We start from the raw sequence: 23,290 nt of genomic DNA, 5'->3' as shown, positions 1-23,290 counted from the left end.
CTGTTGTTGACATCGCTCAAACATATCCGGACCGCTGTCATCGGCCCACGACATGGGTACGTCACACGTTCTGCCGGCCCGGGCCGACGGGCACGCGCGCCCGTGGGGTGGGGAACGTGCGGGGGACACGGGCGGCGCAGGCGCCGGCGTCTGCGCCGCCCGTGTCCGGTCGAGGAGCCGCGGGTCAGCGGACCGCCGCGGACTTCGCCAGGTGCCAGCCCTGCGCACGGCGGCGTTCCCGCCAGAAGTGCGCGTACCGGCCGTCGCGTGCGACGAGGTCGTCGTGGACTCCCTCCTCCACGACCCGGCCGTCGCCGAGCACGATGATGTGGTCCGCCTCCCGCAAGGTGTGCAGCCGGTGGGTGATGACCAGTACGGTGCGGTCCCGCGCCAGTGCCGACATCGCCTCTTGCAGGGCGTGCTCGTTCTCGGCGTCCAGTGCCGCGGTCGCCTCGTCGAACAGCACGATCGGGGTGTCCTTGAGCAGTGCGCGCGCCATCGAGATGCGCTGGCGCTCACCGCCGGAGAGCCGGCTCCCGCCCTCCCCGACGGGTGCTTCCCAGCCGCCCGGCAGCCGGTCGGCGATCTGGTCGACGCGCGCAGTGCGGGCCGCGGCGTGGACCTCCTCGTCGGTCGCGTCGGGCCTGCCGAGACGTACGTTCTCCAGGATGGTTCCGTCGAAGAGGTAGACGTCCTGGAACACGGCCGAGATGAGGGAGGTGAGGTCCTCGGTCCGCATCTCGCGCACGTCCACGCCGCCGACCCGCACGGCCCCGGCGTCCGGGTCGAAGAACCGCGCGATCAGCCTGATCACGGTCGTCTTGCCGGCGCCGGAGGGACCCACCAGCGCGGTCATCCGGCCCTGCGGCACCCGCATCGACAGTCCGTCCAGGACCGTGGATCCGTTGTAGCCGAAGCGCACGTCATTGAGTTCGATGTCGGCGCCGTCCGCCCGGCGCGACGTCCGCGGTTCGGGCAGCGTCTCCGTGTCGATCAGTTCGTTGATCTCGGTCAGCGCGTGCTCGGCCACCCGGATCGCACCGCCCAGCTCGGAGGTGAGCATGATGGGCTCGACGAACCGGGCCGACAGCACGAGCAGCGCGATGAACTCGGCCGCGTCCAGCGATCCGCCCAGCGCCAGGCGGGTTCCGAGGGCCAGCAGCACGACGAACGACGCCTGCGCGATGAAGGCGAGCCAGACCAGACCGGGCATGCTCGCGCGCAGCAGGCGCCGACCGGCCGCGTGCTGCGCGACCAGCGAGTCGTCGAGCGCGGCGTGCCCCTGCGCCGTACGGCCGAAGGCCCGGAGCACCGGCTGGGCACGGGCGAACTCCACGATCCGTACGGCCGCGTCGGCGTGGATGCGGTCCGCCTCCTTGTCTGCCGCCGCCATTCCGCGGCCCGCCACCCGGTACACCAGCGCCACGGCGATCGCGGCGACCGTCATCGACAGGGCAAGTCGCCAGTCGAACAGGAACATTGCCAGCACCACCACGGCGGGTGTGACGAAGGTGTCGACCAACTGGTGCAGCAGGTGGGCGGGCACGCCCATGATGTCGACGACGCGCTGCGAGGCCAGACGCCCGAGTCCGCCGACGCGGTCGGGGGTGAACCACGCCAGTGGGAGCCGGGCGACCTTGTCCCCGATCCGGTGGTGCAGGTCGCGGCTCATGGCCGCCCCCGTGCCGTAACCGGCCAGTGTCGCCGGGTAGCTCACCGCCGCGTAGCCGAGCCACAGCACCGCGAGGGTGATCACCCACGGCCAGGCCCGCTCCGGCTCGTCGCCGAGCAGTTCGCGCAGGGCGGGGACGAGCATGACGAACGCGACGCCTTGGATTGCGGCGGCTACGGTGAACCGGGCCAGCAGCCTGCGCAGCGCGCGGTCGTGCTTCGGGCCCAGCGCGGTGAACAGTCGGCGGATCATCGCGCTTCCTCCTTCGCGATGCCGGCGCCGGCGTGGGCGTCGTGGCCGTCGGTCTCCTCGGCGCCGGCCTGCTCCTGCAGGTTCCAAGTCCGCCGGTACCGCCCGCCGGCGGCGAGCAGCTCCTGGTGCGTGCCCTGCTCGACCATCCGGCCCTGTTCGAGGACCACGATGCGGTCGACGCCGACGACCGAGGCCAGCCGGTGCGCGACGACGAGCACGGTTCGCCCCACGGCCAGTTCCGACAGCGCGTCCTGGATCTGCGCCTCCGATTCCGGATCGGCATGGGCGGTCGCCTCGTCGAGCACCACGATCGGGGTGTCCGCGAGGATCGCCCGGGCGATGGAGATCCGCTGTGCCTCGCCGCCGGAGAAGCGGACGTCCTTGCCCACCATCGAGTCGTAGCCACCCGGCAGTTCCTCGATGCGCCGGTCGATGGCGGCCGCGCGAGCCGCGCGACGCACCGCTTCGTCGTCCGCGTCGGGACGGGCGAGCCGGATGTTGTCCCGCACGGTGGCGTGCAGCAGCTGTACGTCCTGCAGGACGAACGACACCAGCCGGTACAGCTGGTCCGGGTCGATGTCGCACAGGTTCACGCCGCCGATGGTGACGGTGCCCGCGGTCGGGTCGAAGAACCGGGGCAGCAGCTTCGCGAGCGTCGTCTTGCCCGAACCCGAGCTCCCCACGAGGGCGGTCACGCTGCCGGGTTCGAGGGCCAGGTCGATGCCGCTCAGGACCGGCCGGTCCGCGTCGTAGGCGAACTCGACGCCGGACAGCTCCACGCGGACACCGCCATCGGTCTCCGGCCGCTGCGGCGCATCGGAAACCGCGAGTTCCGGCGCGGCGAGCAGTGCGCCCACGCGCTTGGCGGCCGCCCCGGCCATCTCCATGTCGTGACCGTGGAAGTCGAGCGCCTGCAGGGGTGCGGCCACGCTCAGGCCCAGGATGGCGAACGGCAGCAGGTCGAGCGGGTCGAGCGAACCGGACGAGACGAGTGCCGTGCCGCCGACCAGCACGGTGAGCAGGATCGTGACCGGGCCGAGGATCAGTGCCGACGCCGCGGTGGCCCGGTAGCCCTTGGAGATCCAGGCGATGAAGAACGTGGTGAAGTCGTCGGCGGCCTGCGCGTACTGACGGTGCGCTCGCCGGGCCTGGCCGAACATCTTGACGACGGCGATGCCTTCGACGAACTCGATGACCCTGGAGACGATGCGCTCCTGGGCCTGCTCGTAGGCGGCGGTCTGGGCGTCCAGGCTCACCATCATCTTGATGAACAGCCCGATTCCGATCACCAGCGGGATCATCAGGATCAACGCCATCCGCCAATCCACCACGAAGAGGTAGACCAGGGTCGCGAGCGGGGTGACCACGCTCGCGGTGAGGTTCAGCAAGGAGTGGGCCACCAGGTGGTGCATGGTGTCCACGTCGTGCTGGACCGCCTTCCCGATTCCGCCCGCTCCGCGATCGGTGAACCATCCCAGTGGCACCCGGCCGAGCCGGTCGACCATCCTCCGTCGCACCGAGAGCTGGAAATCCAGGTCCGCGGCATGGGCGATCGCTCCCGCCGCGGTGTTCAGCACCAGCCACAGCATCAGCGCGCCGCCCGCGGCGGCGGCGACCGTCCGTGCCGCGCCCTCGTCGACCGGGCCGTCCACCAAGAACACCCCCGCCAGTTCCGCCACCGCGGCGAACGGCACCACGGCGACCACCGCCGCGACGGCCTGCAGCCCGATCGCCGCGACCAGCCTCGACGTGACGGGGCGCAATAACTCGCCAAGCCCCACTGCTTCCAACGGTTGCACCTGCTCCGATTTCATCGCGTCCCCGTCACCTTCCGTCGGCTTCGACCCCTCCGCTCCGGCCGTCCGCCAGAGCAGTTGGGGCGCGCGGACACGGCCCTGCCTGGCACACGTCCGCGTCCGCCAACCTACCAAGAAACCGGCTGTTTAACCTGTTTCCGTTGTTCACGCTCGCTCCCCCGCCTACCGGGTGATCGACAGGCCGCCGCAGAAGGGGATCACCGCGCTGGACGGGTACGCCGAGCCTCGGGGCCCCGGAAACCCAGGACCCCAGTAACTGGATGGCGCCCGCGAGGTCGCCCAGCCAGCCGGGCCTGCTGCGCACGCGTGAACTCAGACGATCACTCCGGTCAGCAGTCGACCGGGCTACGGGCGTCAGGTCGCGGGAGCCCACTGATCGAGGAGCTCTTCGGCGGTGGTGATGTCCGCTACCAGCGCGAGGGAGTTGCGGATCACCTCGGCGGTGCAGGAGGCCGGCACCCCGGCGATGGCGTCCTCCGGGACCACCACCCGGTAGCCGAGGTTCACGGCGTCGAAGACGGTGTTCGGGATGGCGATGTTGGAGGAGACCCCGGTGACGACGAGGGTGCGGATGCCGAGATTGCGCAGCAGGGGGTCGAGGTCGGTACCGGCCATCGGGGAGAGTCCGTGCAGCCGGCGGACCACCAGGTCCTGCCCGGCGACGACGATGGGCGCGGCAACCTCCACCGCCCGGCTCCCGGTCAGCTGGCGCACGGGCAGCCGCTCCGCGGCCCGGAACAGCCGGGCGTTGGCGTTCGCGCCGAGCCCGTCGGGCCGTCGTTCGGCAACCGCGTGAAGCACCTGGACGCCGGCCCCGCGCGCGGCGTCGACGAGCGCGGCCACCCGGTCCAGCATCCCCGAGTCCCGGGCCTCCTTCGCCAGTTCGGGCAGCGCGCTCTCCTCGCCCACGACACCGTTCTGGCACTCGACGGTGAGCAGCGCGGTGGTGGCGGGATCGAGATCCGGCATGGCTCCCCCTGGCGTGGCGACGGAAGAGCGCTCATGATTCCTGACACACAGTCAGATGTGAAGGGGTGCAGTACGGATGGACGTGGACGGGTCAGGAACCGGAACCTCGCAGCGGCGGGGCCGGCGCATCATGATGAGCGACGCGGAAGTGGACTCCTTCCTGCGCGAGCAGAGGACCTGTCGGGTCGCGACGGTCTCCCCCGACGGGCGCCCGCACGTGGGCGCCCTGTGGTTCGCGTGGGACGGCAGCTCGCTGTGGCTGTACTCGATCACGCGCAGCCGCCGCTGGTCCGACCTGAGCAAGGATCCGCGGATCTCGGTGGTCGTGGACGCCGGCGAGTCGTACGACGAACTGCGCGGGGTGGAGCTGTCCGGCAGCGCCGCCTTCGTGGGCGAGGCCCCGCGCACCGGCGAGCCCTGCCCCGAGCTCGCGGAGGCCGAGCGGATCTTCCCGGTCAAGAACTTCGGCATCGAGGAGATGCCGCACGACGGGCGGCACGCCTGGATCCGGCTGACCCCCGACTCGATCGTCTCCTGGGACTTCCGCAAGCTGTAGGCGTGTCGTGTCGGACCGGCGGACCGCGAACCGCAGACCGGCAGACCTACCGAAGGCCGGCGGCCGCCTGCCGCAGGGCGTCGACCGCGGCCCGGATGGAGGGCCTGCGGTCGGCGTCCGCGCGCCAGACGGCGTAGACGTGGCGGCGTACGCTGTCGCAGACCGGCAGCAGCCGCACGCCCGGCGGCACCGGGCCGCGGCCCAGCTTCGGTGCCACGCACACGCCGAGTCCGGCCTCCACGAAGGCCAGCTGGGTGTGGTGCTCCTCGGCGATGTGGGCGATGCGCGGCTCGATGCCCGTACCGCGCAGGGTGAAGACCAGCCACTCGTAGCAGAACTGCCCCTCGTTCCAGGAGATCCAGTCGTCGTCGCCGAATTCGGCGAGGGAGATCCCGGACTTCGGGGAGCTCGCGGTCCGGTCGGCCAGCCGGTGGCCGGCCGGGACCGCGATGTCGACGGTGTCGTCCAGCAGGTGGGTCCGGGTGAGCTCGGCGGGCACCGGCATCCGCTTGTTGTGCCAGTCGATCGCCAGGGCCAGGTCGAGGTCCCCGCGCACGACGGCCGCCATGCTCTCCTCGGGCTCCTGCTCGCGCACCCTGACCCGCAGCTCCGGATGCCCCGCCCGCAGTGCGGCCAGGGCCCGGGGCAGCAGCCCGCGCATGGCGGTCGGGAAGGCGCCGATCCGCAACTCGCCCACGGCGCAGCCCCGCTGGGCTTCGACATCGGCCTGGGCGAGCTCCACCTGGGAGATGATCCGGGCGGCGTGATCGGCGAGCAGCCGCCCGGCGTCGGTGAGCCGGACCCCGCGCCCGTTCCTGGCCAGCAGCGGCTGTCCGACCTCGCGCTCCAACTTGGCCAGCTGCTGGGACACGGCCGAGGTGGTGACGTGGAGGCCGTCGGCCGCACCGCTGACCGAGCCGTGGCGGGCGAGGGCGTCCAGGGTGCGCAGCCGCTCCAGGTTCAACATGTAAGCAATGCTACGACGCCACCCCGAGAAACTCTCGCTTGTCCTACGAAGTTGATGCACGCACAGTAAGGGGCATGAGCGCACCGACCACCGCCGGACCGACCCTCCCGGCCGCCTCCCCGTCCCCGGCCTCCCCCACCACGACCGCAGCCCCCACCACGACCGCCGCCCCCTCCACCGGCCGGCGCCGGGGCGGCCTGCTGGACTGGCGGATCCGGTTCGCGATCCTCTCGGTCGTCTGGGGCTTCAGCTTCCTCCTGATCAAGGTCGGCACGGAGGCCTACGCTCCGTTCCAGGTGGCGCTCGGCCGGGTCCTGTTCGGCGCGCTCGCCCTCCTCACCGTGCTGCTGGTCCGCCGCGAGCCGCTCCCCCGGGGCCTGCGCACCTGGGGCCACCTGACCGTGGCGGCGCTGCTGCTCAACACCGCCCCGTTCTCGCTCTTCGCGTACGCGGAGCTGAGCATCCCCTCCAGCCTGGCCGGCATCTGCAACGCCACCTCGCCACTGTGGGGCATGGCGCTGTCGCTGGTCGCGCTGTCCGAGGACCGCCCGACGCGCCGCCGGTTCGCCGGACTGGGCCTGGGCTTCCTCGGCGTCCTGACCGTGCTCGGTGCCTGGCAGGGCTTCTCCGGCGTCGACGCCAAGGGCACGGCGTTCGCCCTGCTCGCGTCCCTGTGCTACCCCGTCGGCTGGATCTACGTCCGGCGCACGCTGGCCGGGACCCCCGGCTCCCCGGTGGCTCTGACCGGCGGCCAGCTCATGGTCTCCACGCTCCAGCTCGCGCTCGTGAGCGCCGTCTTCACCTCGACCCCGAGCTCGTTCCCGCTCTGGCCGACCCTGTCGGTGATCGCGCTGGGCGCCCTCGGTACGGGCATGGCCCTGCAAATGCAGTACGGGCTGGTGACGGAGGTCGGCCCGACCACTGCGCAGATGGTCACCTACTTCATCCCGGTCATCGCCACCACGGCGGGCGTGTTGGTCCTCGGCGAGCAACTCCACTGGAACACCCCGGTCGGCGCCGCGATCGTCCTGGCCGGCGCGGCCCTGACCCAGACCCGCCCCGGGGCCCGCAGGCCCGCCTGACCTTCCCCGACCCCGTCGGGGCGGCATGGGGTCCCGCCCCGACGGGGTCGGTCGACCGCCGGGCCCTACCGAGCAGGGGATCCGCCCGGCCCGCAGGATCTCGCGACGGCCGCCGACGCCGGTTCGGTGTTCAGCCCGTACGGAACCGGCATCCCGTCGAGCAGTCTCCCCCCGCTCCCCCGGCCGGCCCCGGATCCCGCTGGCAAACCCGGCGGCCCGGGCGCGGCCCGGGCGGGGCCGACCGCCAAGGCCGGACTGGCGAGCCCCGGGTTCCACTGCGCCGCGGGTTCCCTGCCGGAGTCCGAAGTCCGGCTCCGCGGCGCCGGAGCGCCCGGTCGCTCGGGCGCTCGGGCGCTCGGGCGCTCGGGCGCCCGTCAGTCGTACCGCACGCCCGCCGCTCCCACACTGGCCGCCGCGGCCACCGCGTCCGCCAGGCCCGGCACCTCGTCGGCCGACAGCTGCGAGACCGTCAGCCGGACCCCCGGCCCCGCCTCGACCCGGAAGACAGCCCCGGGGGACACCGCCCATCCGGCGGCGAGCAGCCGGGTCACGACCACCGTCTCGTCGACCACCGGCACCCAGACGTTCAGGCCGCTGCGCCCGTGCGCCCGGACCCCCCGCTCCCGCAGCGCCTCGACCAGCGCGTCGCGCCGCTCCGCGTACGAGCGGGACACCGCCACCGGGTCGACCGCGCCCGAGGCCCACAGCTCCACCACCGCGTACTGCAGCAACCGGCTCACCCAGCCCGGCCCCAGCCGTTGCCGACCCCGCAGCCGGTCCAGCGTGACCGCATCGCCGGTCAGCACCGCGAGCCGCAGGTCCGGCCCGTACGCCTTCGCCGTGGACCGCACCAGCACCCAGTGCCGGGTCACTCCGCCCAGCGGATGCAGCGGCAGGTCGACGATCCCGTTCCCGTGGTCGTCCTCGATCAGCAGCACCTCGGGGTGGTCCGCCAGCAGGGCCCGCAGCTCCCGCGCCCGTTCCGCACCCACCGCGGCCCCGGTCGGGTTCTGCGCCCGCGAGGTCACCACCAGCGCCCGCGCGCCGGCCTTCAGCGCCCGGGCCACCGCCTCGGGCCGGGGCCCGTCGTCGTCCACGGCCACCGGCAGCACGCGCAGCCCGAGCGCCGGGACCAGGTCCAGCGCCCCGCCCCATCCCGGGTCCTCGACCGCCACCGCGTCGCCCGCCCGCAGATGGGCGGTGAGCACCCGTTCGATCCCGTCCAGCGCACCGGAGGTCACCGCCACCGGCCCCGGCGGCACGCCGTCCGCGTCGAAGCCGGCCCGGGCCAGCTCCGCGAGCTCCGGGGCGACCGGGGCCGCCCCGTAGAGGGTCGGCGCCAGCGCGTAGCGGCGGGCGGCCGCGGCGAGGGGCCCCTCCAGCGCGGGGAGCAAGGACACGTCCGGGCTGCCCTCCGCGAGGTCACGCACGCCCTCCGGCACCACCATGCGCAGCGCGTCCCGCGGCGTGCTCGACGGGCGGGCCCGCACCCGGCTGCCTCGCCGCCCGTCGGTCTCGATGACCCCGCGCTCGCGCAGCGTCCGGTAGGCGGCGGCCACGGTGTTGGGGTTCACCCCCAGCTCGCCCGCCAGCTCCCGCATCGGCGGCAGCAGCGAACCCGGCGGGAGCGCACCCGAGGCCACGCCCGTCTCCACGCCGGCGGCGATATCCGCTGCGCGACGTCCTGTGATCCGATAGTCTCCTAGCACAAACCCCAGTATGCACTAGTGCAATGGAGTCGGCACCATGACCGCCACGCCCGCGACGGAACCGCCCGCAACGACCGCACCCACCGAGAGGACCGAAGGGACCGAGGGGCCCGCCGCGGACGGATCGGCCGGAAGCTACGAGCCCACCGACCTCACCGTCCCCAGCCGTTCCCGCGACCGGGCGCGCTACGACCGCGAGACGGTGCACTCGATACTCGACGGCGCCTACGTCTGCCACCTCGGCTTCGTCCGCGACGGCGCGCCCGTGGTCCTGCCCACGCTGTACGCCCGGGTCGGCGAATCGCTCTACATGCACGGCTCGACCGGCTCGCGCCCGCTGCTCGCGGCCCGCCGCACCGACCCGGGCCTGCCCGTCTGCGTGACCGTGACCCACGTCGACGGACTGGTCCTGGCCCGCTCGGCCTTCCACCACTCGCTCAACTACCGCTCGGTGGTCGTGCACGGCACCGCCCACCAGGTCACGGACGAGGCGGAGTGCCGGACGGCCCTGGACGCCATGGTCGACGCCGTCGCCCCGGGCCGCTCCGCCGACACCCGGCCGGCCAACGCCCGGGAACTCGCCGCCACCTCGGTGATCCGCGTGGACCTCGCCGAGGTGTCAGCGAAGATCCGCAGCGGCCCGGTGAACGACGACGCCGAGGACCTGGACCTGCCGCACTGGGCGGGCGTGGTCCCGGTGGCCCCGGCGTACGGAACCCCGGTGCCCGCCGCGGACCTGACCCCCGGCATCGCCGTACCGGACTACCTCAGCGCGCTCTGAGGGCTGCGCCGCACGGGGGTGGGCGCGGCCACCGGCCCGCGGGCCTCCGCCACGATCAGCGCGCCCACCGCCGTCAGCAGCAGTACGGTACCCAGCACCACGGCGCCGGTCAGCCGCTCCCCGAGCAGCAGGACCGCGATCGCCGCCGCGCTCACCGGCTCGATCAGCATGATCACCGACACGGTGGCGGCCCGTACCGCGGCGGCACCCGTGAAGTAGAGCGCGTACGCCAGTGCGGTCGGCACGGTGGCGACGTACACCAGCAGCCAGAGCACCCGTCCGAGATCGGCGGTGTGCGGCAGCAGCCCCTCCACCGCGGCGAGCGGCAGCAGGCACACCGTGCCCACGGCCACCGACCAGGCGGTGGTCACCAGCGGGTCCCCGCCCGCCCCGCGCTGCCCGAGCCAGCGCGCCCGCAGGGTCATGCCCGCGTACCCGGCGGCCGACAACAGCGCCCAGCCGACGCCGAGCGGCCGCACCTCGCCGCCGCCGCTGCCCAGCACCAGTACGGCCAGTCCGGCCAGCGCCCCCACGACGGCGACCGCGCCGCCGCGGCCGAGCCGCTCGCCCATCCAGTACCGGGCCCCCAGCGCGATGATCACGGGCCCGGCGCCGAGGGTGACCACGGTGCCCACCGCGAGGCCCGTATCGCGCACGGCGGCGAAGTACGCGGCCTGGAAGAGGGTGAAGAGGAGCCCGGTGACGATCAGCGAAGCCACCGGGGGCCGCACCCGCCCCGGGACGGACCGGGACCCGCGCACGGCGAGCACTCCGAGCAACACCAGGAGGCCGCCCGCGCACCGCCAGAAGGACAGGGCGAGCGGGCCGAGGTCACTGGCCAGGAAGAGGAGGGAGGCGGCCGCCCCGGCGGTGCCCCAAGCGGCTCCGGCGACGACGAGGTACAGCAGACTGCGCCCGGCAGCGGGCGAATGGTTCGACACGAGATGTCTCCGCGCATGCGTGAAGGATGAAAGAAGCAGGTCATCGCTTCGCGGGCAGCACGGACCCGCCCGGGGAGCTCCCGGACCGGGTACCTGTCGTGGTGGCGCCGCCCGCGCTAGGCGGCGGGAGGCGGAAGCACGGTCGAATGCATGTCCGCCACCCTAGCCCTTGCCGACCGCGGCCGCCTCACGGCCCGGCACGGCCTGCTCGGCGACGACCGGCACCGGCGGGACCGGCCGGGCGGACTGCGCGATGAAGGCGCCGCCCAGCACCAGACCGCCACCGACGATCTGCCAGGTGGAAAGGTGCTCTCCGAGCAGGATCCAGGCGAACACGGTGGCGACGACCGCCTCCAGGAAGGCCACGACGCCGGCGACCTGCGGCGAGAGCCTGCGCACCGAGACCACACCGGTCAGGTAGGCGAAGACGGTCGCGACCAGCACCACCCAGGCGAGCAACACCGGCGCGGGCACCATCGTGCCGCCCACGGAGGCCTCGCCGCCCAGCACCTGCCAGTCGATCTCCCAGGGCCGGGCGATCACGGTCATCACCAGGGCGCCGACGAGCATGCCGTACGCGATCACCCCGAGCGGGTCGGGGGCGTCGTCCCCGTCGGCGCCCTGGTCGGCGAAGACGAAGTAGAAGGCCTGGCAGCAGGCGGCGGCGAGGCCGAAGAGCACGCCGAGCAGGTCCAGGCTCAGCCCGGCCCAGATCTCGACCACGCAGGCCAGCCCCACGACGGCCACGGCCGCGCCCGCGGCGGCGGCGCGCGTCACGGGCTTGCGCTGCACGAAGCGGATGTAGCCGAGCAGCAGCGCCGGGCCCAGGTACTCCAGCAGCAGGGCCACGCCGACGGGGATGCGGGACAGGGAGGCGAAGTAGAAGGCCTGCACACCCGCGACGGCGACCAGCCCGAAGCCGGCGAGCAGCGCGGGCCTGCACAGCACGAGGTCGCGGTGGCGCCAGGCCAGCGGGGACAGCACGAGCGCCGCCCCGGCCACCCTGAGCCAGACCATGTGGAGGGGGTCCAGACCCGCCTCGATCAGCGGCTTCGCCGCGACTCCGGAACCACCGAACGCGAACGCCGAGACGAGGGCGAGGCCCAGTCCGGCATTTCTCCCTGACGCTTGCATCCCGCCATCATGACAGGGTGGGTCAGGACCGTCACGGGGATGACACCTGTTGAGACGGAGTCGAGATCACGGCCGGTCGACCGCGGCCACGTCTGACAGGTCGTCAGTATTGAATGTTCCGCCCGCCGGGGCTACCTTCCGCCGCACGTACCCGACGAGAAGGGGTGGCCGCATGGCCGAAGTCACCGCGGAATCACGCATCGAGGCGTCCGCCGCGCTGCTCTGGTCCCAGCTGACGGACTGGGACGCGTACGGGCAGTGGAGCATGACCCACACGAACTTCCCCGGGGGCGGACCCGAGACCCTCGCGGTCGGCGCCACCTTCGCGGAGAACATGAAGATGATGGGCTTCCCGGCCGAGGTCGTCTGGACCGTCTCGGAGCTGGAGGCCGAGCGCCTCTTCGCCATCACCGGCAAGGGCCCGATGGGCGTGGCGGTCCTCACCCGGTACACCTTGATCCCGGACGGCGAGGCCACCACGGTCCGCATCGACGGCGAGTTCACCGGGGCCGCCGTCTCCCTGATGGCGGGCAAGCTCAAGGACTCGGCCACCGCCGCACTGAACGAGTCGCTGCGCAAGCTGGCCGGCCTGGTCGTCTGACCTCCGGGCCGTACGCTCCGCACGCGAAGGCGCGCCCCGCGAGACGAACTCGCGGGGCGCGCCGCCGCACGCCGGGGCCGGTCGGGCTCAGTGCTCGTCGGCCAGGATCAGGTAGAGCTTCTTGCGGGCGTCGTTGATGACCCCGAGGGCCTTCTCCCGCTGCTGGGGCGAGCCGGTCTTGAAGACCTGCCCGAAGGCCTCCATCAGACCGATGCCGGCCGTCCGGACCTCCTGCATCGCCTCGAAGTCGAAGCCGCGCCCGGCATCCGCCCACGGGGCGTCCGGGCCCGACTCGGCCTCGGTGCGGCCGGCGTCGGTGAGCGTGAACAGCTTCTTGCCGCCCTCGCTCGCACTCGCGATGAGCCCCTCGTCCTCGAGCAACTGCAGGGTCGGGTAGACCGAGCCCGGGCTGGGCTTCCAGGCCCCGCCGCTGCGCTCACCGATCTCCTGGATCATCTCGTAGCCGTGCATCGGCCGGTCGGCGAGCAGCGCCAGGATCGAGGCGCGCACATCGCCGCGCCGGGCCCGACCCCGCGGTCCGCCACGTCCGCCGCGACCACCGAAGGGGCCTCCGCCGAAGGGCGGGCCGAACGGGCCGAAGGCGGCGCGCCGCCCCTTGAAACCCTCCCGACGATCGGGCCCGCAGTGGTCGTGGCCCCGTCCGTGGTCATGGCCGTGCTCGTGTCCGTGCTGTCCGCGTGAACGCATGACTGCGCTCCTTTCGTCACGTTGTCGTTGCTTCATCGGTTGTCCGATGTCTCCACTATCGGCGACACCTCGCGACCTGTCAACGATATATCGGAACCTGTCGTCGATAGTGCGGCGGGGCAGCGGTCCCGCACCCGGTCGTGCGCCTGGCCGACGGAGGAGGCGCGACGGGTTCCGCCGACTGCCCGGATCGCAGAGCTTCCCAAGAAGGCCGCTGACCAGGCTCGTTGCCGGGAGGGGCGCATCCTGGAGGTGCTGTACGGTCTGCCTCCGGATGCCCCCAAGGGGCAATGCCGTGACCGGAGTTCGACCGACAAGCTGGCTACCGTCACACACGCGACCGGCTCGGCGACCACGCGCCGCTCGCTGCATGCACGTCCATCCAGATGCGGGGCGCGCCCGCCGCGGGCCCTTGGCGACATTCGTACAAGACCGGCAGCCGCCGCCCCCCGCACCATCGCCCCATGGACGACCACGACGCACAGCACGCGCAGTCGATGCATGTGGACCGCGACGGACCGCGGGACGCGCCGCCGCTGCTGCTCATCCACGGATCTGGAGCCTCGGGCGCCTCCTGGGAGCCGGTGGTCCCGGCCCTCGCCGCCCGCCATCATGTCGTCCGGATGGACCTCGCGGGCTGCGGCCAGTCCCCGCCCGCCGTGTCCTACGACGTTCGGGCGCAGGCGGGCCGCGTGGCGGCGCTGCTCGACGAACTCGGGCTGCGCTCGGTCACCGTGGCCGGCCACTCCAGCGGCGGTTACGTCGCCACCGCGCTCGCGGAGCAGCGCCCCGACCTGGTGGGTTCGCTGGCGATGATCAGTACCGGCCCGCGCATCGACGCGCTCCTGCCGCAGCCGGCCATCCTCCGCGCCATGCTGGCACCGCCCTTCGGGCCGCTGCTGTGGTCGCGACGTTCGGATGCGATGATCCGCAAAGGCATCGGCGCCACGCTCGCCGGCCCTGCGCCCATCCCGCCCGGCATGGTCGCCGACGTGCGGAGCACCACGTACCGCGCGTTCCGCAAAGTGCTGCGCGAGAACACCGCTTACCTCGCCGAGCAGCCGGTGCCCGAGCGGCTCGCCGCCCTCGGGCTCCCGGTACTCGTGGTCTTCGGCGCTGCCGATCCCCGGTGGGATCCTGCGTCGGCGCGCCAGTACGACGTCGTGCCGGACGTGCGGGTCGAGATGATGCCGGGCGTCGGGCACATTCCCGTGCTGGAAGCGCCCGAGCCGGTGGGCCGGCTGCTACTGGACTTCGCGGCCCTTTGCGCCGGAAACCCGCCAACGGGCCCGGCCTAGACTGGTGTCGTGTCGTCGCAGGGCGTGCCCCCCGTGTGGTCGGGCGTTGACATCGCGGTACCGGTGCCTTCGAACCGGCTGCCGGGCATCAGCATGGCCGGATTCCGCCAGCGTGTCCCCACGCCCGTCGACATCGCCATGGTCGCGCATCCGTCCGTCACCTTGCTCATCGATCTGAGCGACGATGACGGCCTGGTCTACGACACGCGGGGCCGGCGCGGACACGGCAGTGTCGTGATCGGCCTGGCCCCCGGGGAGCTACGGGCGTCCGGCCTGGTGGGCGAGTGCCTGCAGATCCGGCTTCAGCCGGGTGTGGCGGCCGCGGTGCTCGGCTCGTCGGCCGGGGCCAGCGGGAGCGTGGAGTCCTTGGCTGACGTCTGGGGCCGCGACGCCGGACGCATCGAGGAGCGGCTGAGTGCAGCCGGGTCGTGGGACGAGCGGTATGCGATGGCGGCGGACATCATCCGCCGGCGGATCGGGGACGGCCTGCGGGTCGATCCGGAGGTCGCCCACGTCTGGAGGCGGACGGTCACCGGCGGCGGCCGGGTGCGTATCGACAGCCTGGCGGACGAGGTCGGCTGGAGCCGCAAGCGCCTGTGGGCGCGTTTCCGGGCACAGCTCGGCATCACCCCGAAGCGCGCCGCCCAGCTGGTGCGGTTCGACCGTGCGGCCCATCTACTCGCGGCGGGTCTCCCTCCCGCCGGTGTCGCGGCCGAGAGCGGTTACGTCGACCAGCCCCATCTGCACCGCGACGTGAAGGCGTTCACGGGGCTTACGCCGACTGCCGTCGCCGCCGCGCCGTGGCTGGCGATCGACGACGTCGCGTGGCCGGACTTCTGGCGGGCAGGGAGGCCCGTGACAGGTGGCGCACGCGGTTCCGGCCGGCGCTGAACCGCTCAGCCGCGGCCCTCGCCTTGCTCCCGACCGACAACTCTCCTTTGACATCCACCCTCAGGGCTGTCCCGTAATCCCCCCAGGTCAGGCCATCGCATGGACTGACTCGGCTGTCAAAGGGCAGGTGCCCCGTGCCACCGAACTCGGATCGGTCATCGACGTGGGACCGAACGCAGTTCGTGGAGCCGACGATGGACCGCTGCAGACCGAGGTCGATGCGCCGGCAAGGACGCTGCCCCTCGCACGGCCCGCCGTCCGGACCGTGCTGTGCTCGACCCGAGCGTCCGCGGCGGCCGGATGTGGACCCCCGAACGGTTCGGGCTGCGCGGTCGGCCCGGGATCGAAGCTCTGTGGAACCACCTCGTCGACACCACGACCGCAGCACGTCCGTGGGGCCCGGTGGGACTGGAGGCCCGGCAACCGAGCGAACGGAGCGGACGGAGTGGACAGAGCGGACGGAGTGACGCGACGACCACTCCCCGTGGGTTGGCCGTGTCCTGGCCCTGCGCTGGAGCCCGCTTGCACCGTTCCTGGACCGTGGCCGGCGAGTCTGGAGCCGCTTCCCCCGAGGGCCTCCCGGCAGGGACTTCCCGACGGGAAGCAGACCGCTCCGACCCGCCTCACCCTGGAGATGCGTTGACCCGTCGTTCCCTCAGCAAGCGCGCAGCCGTCGTCGCCGCCGCCACGGTCCTGACCCTAGGTACCGTCGGCACCGTCGCCGCGACGGCCGGGCCCCAGCACCGGGACCCCCAACCCACAAAGGTCCAGGTCGCAGGCCTCTTCGACACTTGGAACAAGGCCCTGCAGACCGGTGACCCGAAGAAGGTGGCCGACCTCTACGCGAGCGACGCGGTCCTCCTGCCCACGGTTTCCAACAAGATCCGTACCGACCGTGCGGAAATCGTCGACTACTTCGAGCACTTCCTGCAGAACAAGCCCGTCGGCGTGAAGGTCGAAACCATAGTCAACGTCCTCGACAAGAACTCCGCCATCGACACCGGCGTCTACGCATTCACGCTCACCGACCCGAAGACCGGAGCGAAGAGCACCGTGAAAGCCCGCTACTCGTACGAGTACGAAAAGCGGAACGGCAAGTGGCTGATCGTCAACCACCACTCCTCGAAGATGCCCGAAGGGTGATGACCACCCACAAACCCGAGCCGGGAGCGTCCTGCAGGGTCACCGTGCCGCCGTCGTCCGTCACCAGCTGCTTGACGACGGCGAGGCCGAGGCCCGAACCGGAGCGCCCGGTCAGGCCCTGACCGCGCCAGAACCGGTCGAAGGCGCGGGACTTCTCCGCATCCGACATGCCGGGTCCCTCGTCGAGGACGGAGAGCACGGCCTCGGCACCGCGGGGGTCGATCCGGACGGTGATCGTGCCGCCGTCCGGTGAGACCTCCAGCGCGTTCGAGAGCACGTTGTCTAGCACCTGGTCCAGATGGCCGGGGCTGGCCAACACCGCCGGCCGGCCGTCGACGCCCGCCCCGAACGCGATGGTGACTCCGCGCTCGTCGGCGGCCGGCCTCCACACCGACAGCCGTTCCTCCACGATGTCCCTGAGCGGCAGCGGCTCGGCCGCGGACACCTTGGCCTCCGCCCGGGCCAGCACCAGCAGACCGTTGACCAAGCGGCTCATCCGGACGACCTCCGTGGTCGCCAGTTCCACGTCCTCGTGCACGAACTCGTCGTCGACGCCGTCCGCGATGTTGTCCAGCGACAGGCGCAACGCCGTGAGCGGCGTGCGCAGTTGGTGGGAGGCGTCCGCGACGAAGATGCGCTGCGAGGCGATCAGCGTGTCCAGCCGCTCGCCCGCCTGGTTGAGGGTCCGGGCGAGGGTCCGGGTCTCCTGCGGGCCCTCCACCGGGGAGCGTGCGGACAGGTCGCCGTCACTGAACCTGCTCGCCACGTCGTTGAGTTGGCGGAGCGGACGCGTCAGCCGGCGGGCCACCACCGCGCCGATCAGGGCGGCCACCCCGAGCACCGCCACCGCGAGCCCGGCCCGGAAGCCCCAGATCGTCCACAGCCGGTGGGTGAGGTTGCCGGTCGAATAGACGATGCGCACGGCGCCGACGATCCGGCCCCGGTCCTTCGCGGGGACGGTGATCACCAGGTCACGGCCCCATATGAGGTCCGAACCCCAGTCGGTCGTCGTCTCCCCGTCCTTCAGCGCCCGGGACAGGACCGCGTCGGCGGCCGGCGCGGGAATGTCCGGCGCACAGGTGTCGGTGACGGTCACCTGCACCCGGTCGTGGGTCTCCTGTTCGTACGCCCGCACCACCTCCTCCAGCGCCTGACAGGAGCTGGCGTTGCCGTTGCCCAACAGCAGGGCCATGGTGGTCGCCTCGCGCTTGACGAACGCCTCGGTGTCATCGCGCAGCTGGGCGGTGAGCGTGAAGGCCACCGGCACGGTGAACAGCAGGATCGCCACGGCGACGAGCAGGATGTAGCTGCGGATCAGCTGGCGGATCATGGAGCGGCGTCGTTCCCGCCCTTGTCGACCTCGAGCCGGAAGCCGACCCCCCGTACCGCATCGATGGTGATCGCCCCGACGAGTTTGCGCCGCAGCGCCGCGACGTGCACGTCCAGCGTCTTGGTCGGCCCGAACCAGTTCGCGTCCCAGACGGCTTCCATGATCTGCTCGCGGGACATCAGCGCGCCGGGCTCCTCGGTGAGGAAGGCGAGCAGGTCGTACTCCTTGGGGGCGAGCGCCACCTCTTGGCCGTCCAGCCGGACGCGGGCGGCCCTGCGGTCGATGGTGAGCCGGGAACCGTACCGGTCGGGGGCGCTCTCCAGAGTCGACGGGGTGCGGGGTTGCACGCGCCGCATCACCGCCCGTATCCGCGCGATGACCTCCCGGACCCCGAACGGCTTGGACACGTAGTCGTCGGCGCCCAGCTCCAACCCGACCACCCGGTCCGTCTCGTCGCTGCGGGCACTGATCACGATGATCGGCACGGCACTGCGCCCGCGCAGCGCCTTGCACACGTCGAGGCCGTCGGTGTCGGGCAACCCGAGATCGAGGAGGACGACGTCGTACGGACCCTCGTGACCCAACGCCGCGCCGCCCGTGGTGACCCACTCGACGTCGAAGCCGTAGCGGCTCAGGCCGCGGAGCAGGGACTCGGCGACCGGCTCATCGTCTTCCACCAGAAGTACGCGCACACTGCGCACACTAGTGCGTACGGACAAGCCGGTTCACGGCGGCAAGGGTGAACCGGAGCCCTGCGTACCGGGCGTTGCGCGCCGCCCCGCGGACCGCCGCCCCGCGGACCGCCGCCCCGCGGACCGCCGCCGCGTCGACGATCCGGTGTGGTTCGGGTGTCGGACGCTCGGTCCGGGCGGCGAGGTCGTCGTCGATGCGGGCGCGGCGGCGGGCTCCGGGGAACTGGACGATCCGTGACGGTCCGGTCGGGGCCGGACTGCGCGGGCGGCACCACACCGGACAGGGCCAGTCACCCCCGATTGGCCTTTGTCGATGATCAAGAAACCGCCCTACCGTCGGAGCATGCGCATCCGAATCGTCGACGCCTTCACCGACCGACCCTTCCAGGGGAACCCCGCGGCAGTCCTGCTCCTCGACGCAGCGTTCCCCCCGGACGCCTGGCTCCAGCAGGTGGCCTGCGAGATGAACCTCTCCGAGACCGCCTTCGCCCACCCCCTGCCGCCCGGCGGGGAAGCCGACTGGGCGCTGCGCTGGTTCACCCCGGCCGCCAAGGTGGACATGTGCGGCCACGCCACCCTGGCCACCGCGCACGTGCTGGCCACCAGCGGGCTCGCCACGGGACTGATCCGCTTCTCCGCGCGCTGCGGCGTCCTCACGGCCGAGGCCGCCGAGGACGGCACGGTCACCATGGACTTCCCGACCTCTTCGCTGACCCCGGTGGCGGCGCCGGCCGCCGTGGACCATGCGCTCGGCGGTCCCCCGATCCTCTCGGTGCACGACACCGCCGACCACATCGGTGACCTCGTCGTGGAGCTCGCCGACGAGAAGACCGTGCGCGAGCTGGAACCGGACCACGGCGCCCTGCGCGCCTTCGCCCGGCGGGGGGTGATCGTCACCGCGCCCGCCGAGGATCCCTCCCTCGGGTACGACTTCGTCTCCCGCGGCTTCTTCCCCGCCTTCGGCATCGACGAGGACCCGGTCACCGGCAGCGCCCACACCGCGCTCGCCCCGTTCTGGGCGGAGCGGCTGGGCCGTACCGAACTGACCGGCCTCCAGGGCGGTGCGCGCCGCGGGCTGGTACGGGTGACCCTGGCGGGCGAGCGCACCCTGCTGACCGGCCGGGCCGTCACGGTCGTGGACGGAGAGCTCCTCGCGCCGCCGCCCGGGGCCGAACGGGCGGGATGAGCACACGGGACACGAACGCGGACGAGGACGAGGACGAGGACGCCAAACCGGGCCGGGCCGGAGGTGCCTGTCCGAGCGGGTCAGCCCGCGGACCCGCCCCCGTCCCCGTCCCCGTCCCCCTGCACGTCCCCCTTCGCGCGCCTGGCCTTCGCAACCGCCTTCGCGTGTGCGGCACTCCGCCGCTTCCGCTCCTGTTCCTCCCACGCGGCCGAGTCGATCCGCTTGCGGTACACCTGCTTCGGCTCCGCCGCGCCCAAGTGCACCGTCCACACCCACAGGAGGGCCGACATGACGAAGAGGACGCCCGCCGCCCCCAGGTAGGAGGCGATTTCCTCGGACTCGGAGACACCGTCCTCGTGCATGAAGCCGGGTACGCCTGCGATGAGCGCGTTCACCCACCACGCGAGCGCGACGTTGAACAGGAGGAGGGAGATCCAGTAGACGACCCGCACGCTCTTCGCCGGGCCGCTCGCTTCCCCCAGGAGCAGCAGGCGGCGCAGCGAGACCGGCCCCGTCCGGTGGCGGCCGCCCGTGTCCGCCTTGGCCCGGCGCACCGACGCGTAGCACTCGTCCAGCCAGCGTCCGGGCTCCGGATCCGGGGGCGGCGCATCGGTCGGCGCCAGCTCCTTGGCCTGCAGCCAGCCGGTGAGGAACTGGATCTCCAGCGCGGCCTTCTCCAGGCGCCTGCGGTAGTGGTGATCGCTGCTGCGCGCCTCCCGTCGGTCCCGAATGAGGAGGCTGATCCCGCCCACCAGGCCCGTGACCACGGGCACCAGGAACGGCGCGAACGGCACCAGGGAGTCCAGAACAGCCACCGGGTGCGCCTCCTCACTGGTGCTGTGGCCGGACAGGCGGGCCGGGCGTGCCCGTCGTGCCTGGCACGGCGACCCGGTGGACCCTGCCGGTCACAGCACTGGCCTCCAGCGTCGCACCGCCCCCGCGTCCGTCACCGCCCGGAAGGGCCGATCGGGTGGGCCACCGTCGGTCAGGGGTCGGTCAGGGAGGCGGTCACGGGGTCGGCAGCCAGCCCACCTTGCCCGCGAGCAGCGCGTACCCGCCGAAGGCCACGATGTCGAGGAGCGCGTGCGCGACGAAGAGCGGTGCCACCCGGCCCCAGCGCCGGTAGGCGAGGACGAAGACGACGCCCATCACCATGTTGCCGATGAAGCCGCCGATGCCCTGGTAGAGGTGGTAGGAGCCGCGCAGCGCCGAGCTGGCCAGCAGCGCGGCCATGGGCGACCAGCCCAGCTGGCCGAGCCGGCGCAGCAGGTAGGCCAGCACGATGATCTCCTCCACCAGGGCGTTCTGCAGTGCGGAGAGGATGAGTACGGGGAACTTCCACCACACGTCGGGCAGCGCCTCCGGCACCACCGTGAGGTTGAATCCGGTGGCCCGGGCGCCCAAGTAGAAGGCCAGCCCGGCGCTACCGATCCCGGCCGCGACCAGCGCGCCCCGGCCGAGGTCCCACCAGGGCCGGGTGCGGTCGAAGCCCAGTGCCCGCAGCCCGGGGGCGCCCTCGCGGGTCAGCAGGTGCGCGACCAGCAGTACGGGTACCAGGGCGCTCGCGATGCCGAACAGCTGCCAGGCGAGGTCCAGCCAGGGCCGGCCCGGGGCGTAGGAGCCGTTGAGCGTGGCCGCCTGGTCCTTGAGGCCGCCGGGCTTGGTGAGCGAGCCGATGAAGCTGATGAGTGCCGAGACCCCGCTCGCGCCCAACGACAGCGCGAGGACGAGCAGCGTCTCGGTGCGCAGCAGGCGCCGCCGCCCGTCCTCGTCCAGTTCCAAGAACACCGGCTCCGGCTCCGTCCGCACGCCCGACTCCGTCCTGCCATCCCGTTGCGACCACCCCATACTGCCTCCTCGGCGGACTGGGAGGATCACTGCGGGGCCCTCAACAAGATCGCCGGGGGCGTCGGGCGAGCGGGCGGGAGCGCAGGCGGGCGGGCCAGCGGAGCCCTCAGCCGGAGCCGGAGACACTGCCGGAGCCACCGCCGGAGCCACGGCCGGAGCCGGTCAGCGCACGACGGGCACCGAGGCGGTCACCTCCTCCGTCAGCCCCACCGGCCAGGTGTGCACCGGGTCGCCCTTGTGCATGAGCTCGCTGTACCTGCGGGTCGTCGCAGCCAGCGCCTCGTCCCGCTCCAGTCCGGCGGCGAGTGCCCGGTGGTAGGTGTCCACCTGCCAGGTCGCCCCGTTCACCCGGCGCCGGCAGCGCTCCTCGATGATGCCGAGGTAGTGGTCCCGGTCCGCGGGCTCGATGCCCCAGGCGTCCAACCCCGCAGCGGCCATGGGCAGCAGCTCGTCCAGGACCAGCCGTACGGCGGGCACGCTCGCCAGCCCCCCGGCCCGGCCGCGGCGCGGCCACCGCAGCCGCGCGTCGATGCCGTACCGGCAGGCCGCGTCGAAGTTGGCTTCCGCCTCGGCGAAGGGCAGCCGGGTCCAGACCGGGCGCGGTTCGTCCGCGATGGTGCGTACGAGCCCGTAGTAGAAGGCGGCGTTGGCGACGACGTCGGCGACCGTCGGCCCGGCCGGCAGCACCCGGTTCTCCACGCGCAGGTGCGGCACCCCGTCGGCGACCCCGTACACGGGCCGGTTCCACCGGTAGACGGTGCCGTTGTGCAGGACCAGTTCCTGCAGGCCCGGTACCCCGCCCTCGTTGAGCACCCGGAGCGGCTCCTCCTCGTCGCATATGGGCAACAGGGAGGGGAAGTAGCGGACGTTCTCGGCGAAGAGCTCGTACGCCGAGTCCACCCACCGCTCCCCGAACCACGTGCGGGGCCGCACGCCCTGCGCCTGGAGCTCGGGCGGCCGGGTGTCGGTGGCCTGCGTGAACAGCGGCGGCCGCGACTCCCGCCACAGCTCGCGCCCGAACAGGAAGGGCGAATTGGCGCCGACGGCTATCTGTGCCGCGGCCACCGCCTGCGCCGCGTTCCAGACCGCCGAGAACCGGGCCGGCGTCACCTGCAGGTGCAGCTGTACGGAGGTGCAAGCGGCCTCCGGCACGATCGACCCGGAGGTCCAGATCAGCCGTTCGACGCCGTCGATGTCGAGCGTGAAGTCCTCCCCGCGCATCATCAGGATCTGCTCGTTGAGCAGCGAGTAGCGGTCCACCGCCGAAAGGTTCGCGGTGACCAGGTCGGCGCGGGAGATCGTCGGCAGAATGCCGATCATCACCACTCCGGCGTCGATCTCCGCGGCCTTCCGGTGGGCATAGCCCAGCCCGGCGCTGAGTTCCTCGGCGAGCCGGTCGAATACTCGACCACCCAGCCGGTGCGGAAGGACGTTCACCTCCAGGTTGAACATTCCCAGTTCGGTTTGAAAATCAGGGCTCGCAATCCGCTCCAGCACCTGCGCATTCACCATTCTCGGCAATCCGTCGGCACCCGCGAGATTCAGCTCGATCTCCAGTCCCATCATGTTCTTCGGGCGATCGAACCTCTTCTCCGCCAGGAGCCGCTCCAGTCCCTCCAGGCACTCGTGGAGCTTCCTTCGATACCGCTGCCGATCGGACAGGTCGAATCCGCCCGCCACGACCTTCTCCCCCATCGAAGCGTCCCTCCTCGA

22 protein-coding genes are annotated in these 23,290 nt (G+C 72.4%); 9 read left to right on the top strand and 13 right to left on the bottom strand.

Annotated features, from left to right (window positions below; all coding sequences use genetic code 11):
• Positions 1 to 184 precede the first annotated feature (184 nt).
• From OG207_RS35200 to OG207_RS35190, 3 genes are all read right to left on the bottom strand, one after another.
• Positions 185 to 1,924, bottom strand: a complete 1,740-nt coding sequence (locus tag OG207_RS35200; protein ID WP_329104314.1) for an ABC transporter ATP-binding protein — start codon at positions 1,922 to 1,924, stop codon at positions 185 to 187.
• Positions 1,921 to 3,738 (bottom strand): ABC transporter ATP-binding protein, encoded by a 1,818-nt coding sequence (locus OG207_RS35195; protein WP_329104312.1) that lies wholly within the window; start codon positions 3,736 to 3,738, stop codon positions 1,921 to 1,923. The genes OG207_RS35200 and OG207_RS35195 overlap by 4 nt, the downstream gene beginning before the upstream one ends.
• Before the next feature lie 357 nt (positions 3,739 to 4,095).
• Complete coding sequence (locus tag OG207_RS35190; protein WP_329104310.1) at positions 4,096 to 4,710, bottom strand: cysteine hydrolase; 615 nt, start codon at positions 4,708 to 4,710, stop codon at positions 4,096 to 4,098.
• Positions 4,711 to 4,786: 76 nt separating this feature from the next.
• Between OG207_RS35190 and OG207_RS35185 the strand changes: the two genes are divergently transcribed.
• Entirely contained in the window at positions 4,787 to 5,266 is a 480-nt protein-coding gene (locus OG207_RS35185; protein ID WP_329104308.1) for a pyridoxamine 5'-phosphate oxidase family protein, read from the top strand.
• A gap of 46 nt (positions 5,267 to 5,312) precedes the next feature.
• Here the strand turns inward: OG207_RS35185 and OG207_RS35180 are convergent, their stop codons facing one another.
• Positions 5,313 to 6,233, bottom strand: a complete 921-nt coding sequence (locus OG207_RS35180; protein ID WP_329104306.1) for a LysR family transcriptional regulator — start codon at positions 6,231 to 6,233, stop codon at positions 5,313 to 5,315.
• 74 nt (positions 6,234 to 6,307) lie between these two features.
• Here OG207_RS35180 and OG207_RS35175 point away from each other — a divergent pair, with 74 nt between their 5' ends.
• A complete protein-coding gene (locus OG207_RS35175; protein WP_329104304.1) occupies positions 6,308 to 7,315 on the top strand; it encodes a DMT family transporter in 1,008 nt (335 codons plus the stop codon).
• 374 nt (positions 7,316 to 7,689) lie between these two features.
• Here OG207_RS35175 and OG207_RS35170 read toward each other — a convergent pair whose 3' ends face one another.
• Positions 7,690 to 9,024, bottom strand: a complete 1,335-nt coding sequence (locus OG207_RS35170; RefSeq protein WP_329104302.1) for an aminotransferase class I/II-fold pyridoxal phosphate-dependent enzyme — start codon at positions 9,022 to 9,024, stop codon at positions 7,690 to 7,692.
• Positions 9,025 to 9,061: 37 nt separating this feature from the next.
• Here OG207_RS35170 and OG207_RS35165 point away from each other — a divergent pair, with 37 nt between their 5' ends.
• Positions 9,062 to 9,805, top strand: coding sequence for a pyridoxamine 5'-phosphate oxidase family protein (locus OG207_RS35165; protein ID WP_329104300.1), 744 nt, complete (start codon positions 9,062 to 9,064; stop codon positions 9,803 to 9,805).
• On the opposite strand, the gene OG207_RS35160 is transcribed toward OG207_RS35165, so the two are convergent.
• Positions 9,787 to 10,746, bottom strand: coding sequence for a DMT family transporter (locus OG207_RS35160; protein ID WP_329104298.1), 960 nt, complete (start codon positions 10,744 to 10,746; stop codon positions 9,787 to 9,789). The genes OG207_RS35165 and OG207_RS35160 overlap by 19 nt on opposite strands.
• Before the next feature lie 162 nt (positions 10,747 to 10,908).
• Entirely contained in the window at positions 10,909 to 11,880 is a 972-nt protein-coding gene (locus OG207_RS35155) for an EamA family transporter (protein WP_329104296.1), read from the bottom strand.
• 172 nt (positions 11,881 to 12,052) lie between these two features.
• On the opposite strand from OG207_RS35155, the gene OG207_RS35150 reads away from it, so the two are divergent.
• Positions 12,053 to 12,481: a type II toxin-antitoxin system Rv0910 family toxin gene (locus OG207_RS35150; protein WP_329104294.1), complete on the top strand. Its 429-nt coding sequence runs from the start codon at positions 12,053 to 12,055 to the stop codon at positions 12,479 to 12,481.
• 87 nt (positions 12,482 to 12,568) lie between these two features.
• Here OG207_RS35150 and OG207_RS35145 read toward each other — a convergent pair whose 3' ends face one another.
• A complete protein-coding gene (locus OG207_RS35145; RefSeq protein ID WP_329104292.1) occupies positions 12,569 to 13,189 on the bottom strand; it encodes a PadR family transcriptional regulator in 621 nt (206 codons plus the stop codon).
• Between the two features lie 464 nt (positions 13,190 to 13,653).
• On the opposite strand from OG207_RS35145, the gene OG207_RS35140 reads away from it, so the two are divergent.
• The 3 genes from OG207_RS35140 (at position 13,654) to OG207_RS35130 (ending at position 16,521) form a co-directional block, all read left to right on the top strand.
• Positions 13,654 to 14,487 carry an alpha/beta fold hydrolase gene (locus OG207_RS35140; RefSeq protein WP_329104290.1) on the top strand — a complete coding sequence of 278 codons (834 nt, stop codon included), beginning with the start codon at positions 13,654 to 13,656 and terminating at the stop codon, positions 14,485 to 14,487.
• Between the two features lie 9 nt (positions 14,488 to 14,496).
• Positions 14,497 to 15,378 (top strand): helix-turn-helix domain-containing protein, encoded by an 882-nt coding sequence (locus tag OG207_RS35135; protein WP_329104288.1) that lies wholly within the window; start codon positions 14,497 to 14,499, stop codon positions 15,376 to 15,378.
• Between the two features lie 639 nt (positions 15,379 to 16,017).
• Entirely contained in the window at positions 16,018 to 16,521 is a 504-nt protein-coding gene (locus tag OG207_RS35130; protein ID WP_329104286.1) for an SgcJ/EcaC family oxidoreductase, read from the top strand.
• Here OG207_RS35130 and OG207_RS35125 read toward each other — a convergent pair.
• Both OG207_RS35125 and OG207_RS35120 read right to left on the bottom strand, forming a co-directional pair.
• Entirely contained in the window at positions 16,487 to 17,851 is a 1,365-nt protein-coding gene (locus OG207_RS35125) for a sensor histidine kinase (protein WP_329104284.1), read from the bottom strand. The genes OG207_RS35130 and OG207_RS35125 overlap by 35 nt on opposite strands.
• Positions 17,848 to 18,543, bottom strand: coding sequence for a response regulator transcription factor (locus OG207_RS35120; RefSeq protein ID WP_329104283.1), 696 nt, complete (start codon positions 18,541 to 18,543; stop codon positions 17,848 to 17,850). The genes OG207_RS35125 and OG207_RS35120 overlap by 4 nt, the downstream gene beginning before the upstream one ends.
• Positions 18,544 to 18,556: 13 nt before the next feature.
• Here OG207_RS35120 and OG207_RS35115 point away from each other — a divergent pair, with 13 nt between their 5' ends.
• A complete protein-coding gene (locus OG207_RS35115; protein ID WP_329104281.1) occupies positions 18,557 to 18,781 on the top strand; it encodes a hypothetical protein in 225 nt (74 codons plus the stop codon).
• 105 nt (positions 18,782 to 18,886) lie between these two features.
• Positions 18,887 to 19,729, top strand: a complete 843-nt coding sequence (locus OG207_RS35110) for a PhzF family phenazine biosynthesis protein (protein WP_329104278.1) — start codon at positions 18,887 to 18,889, stop codon at positions 19,727 to 19,729.
• An 80-nt stretch (positions 19,730 to 19,809) separates the two neighbouring features.
• Here OG207_RS35110 and OG207_RS35105 read toward each other — a convergent pair whose 3' ends face one another.
• The 3 genes from OG207_RS35105 to OG207_RS35095 all read right to left on the bottom strand — a co-directional run bounded on the left by OG207_RS35105 (position 19,810) and on the right by OG207_RS35095 (position 23,272).
• On the bottom strand, positions 19,810 to 20,544 hold the full coding sequence (locus tag OG207_RS35105) for a hypothetical protein (RefSeq protein WP_329104276.1): 735 nt from the start codon (positions 20,542 to 20,544) through the stop codon (positions 19,810 to 19,812).
• A gap of 193 nt (positions 20,545 to 20,737) precedes the next feature.
• Positions 20,738 to 21,577 (bottom strand): CPBP family intramembrane glutamic endopeptidase, encoded by an 840-nt coding sequence (locus tag OG207_RS35100; protein ID WP_443072791.1) that lies wholly within the window; start codon positions 21,575 to 21,577, stop codon positions 20,738 to 20,740.
• Between the two features lie 162 nt (positions 21,578 to 21,739).
• A complete protein-coding gene (locus OG207_RS35095; RefSeq protein ID WP_329104273.1) occupies positions 21,740 to 23,272 on the bottom strand; it encodes a glutamate-cysteine ligase family protein in 1,533 nt (510 codons plus the stop codon).
• Positions 23,273 to 23,290 lie beyond the last annotated feature (18 nt).

This window comes from Streptomyces sp. NBC_01439 (assembly GCF_036227605.1).
GTDB lineage: Bacteria > Actinomycetota > Actinomycetes > Streptomycetales > Streptomycetaceae > Streptomyces.
This window is presented reverse-complemented; position numbering and strand designations above follow the sequence as displayed.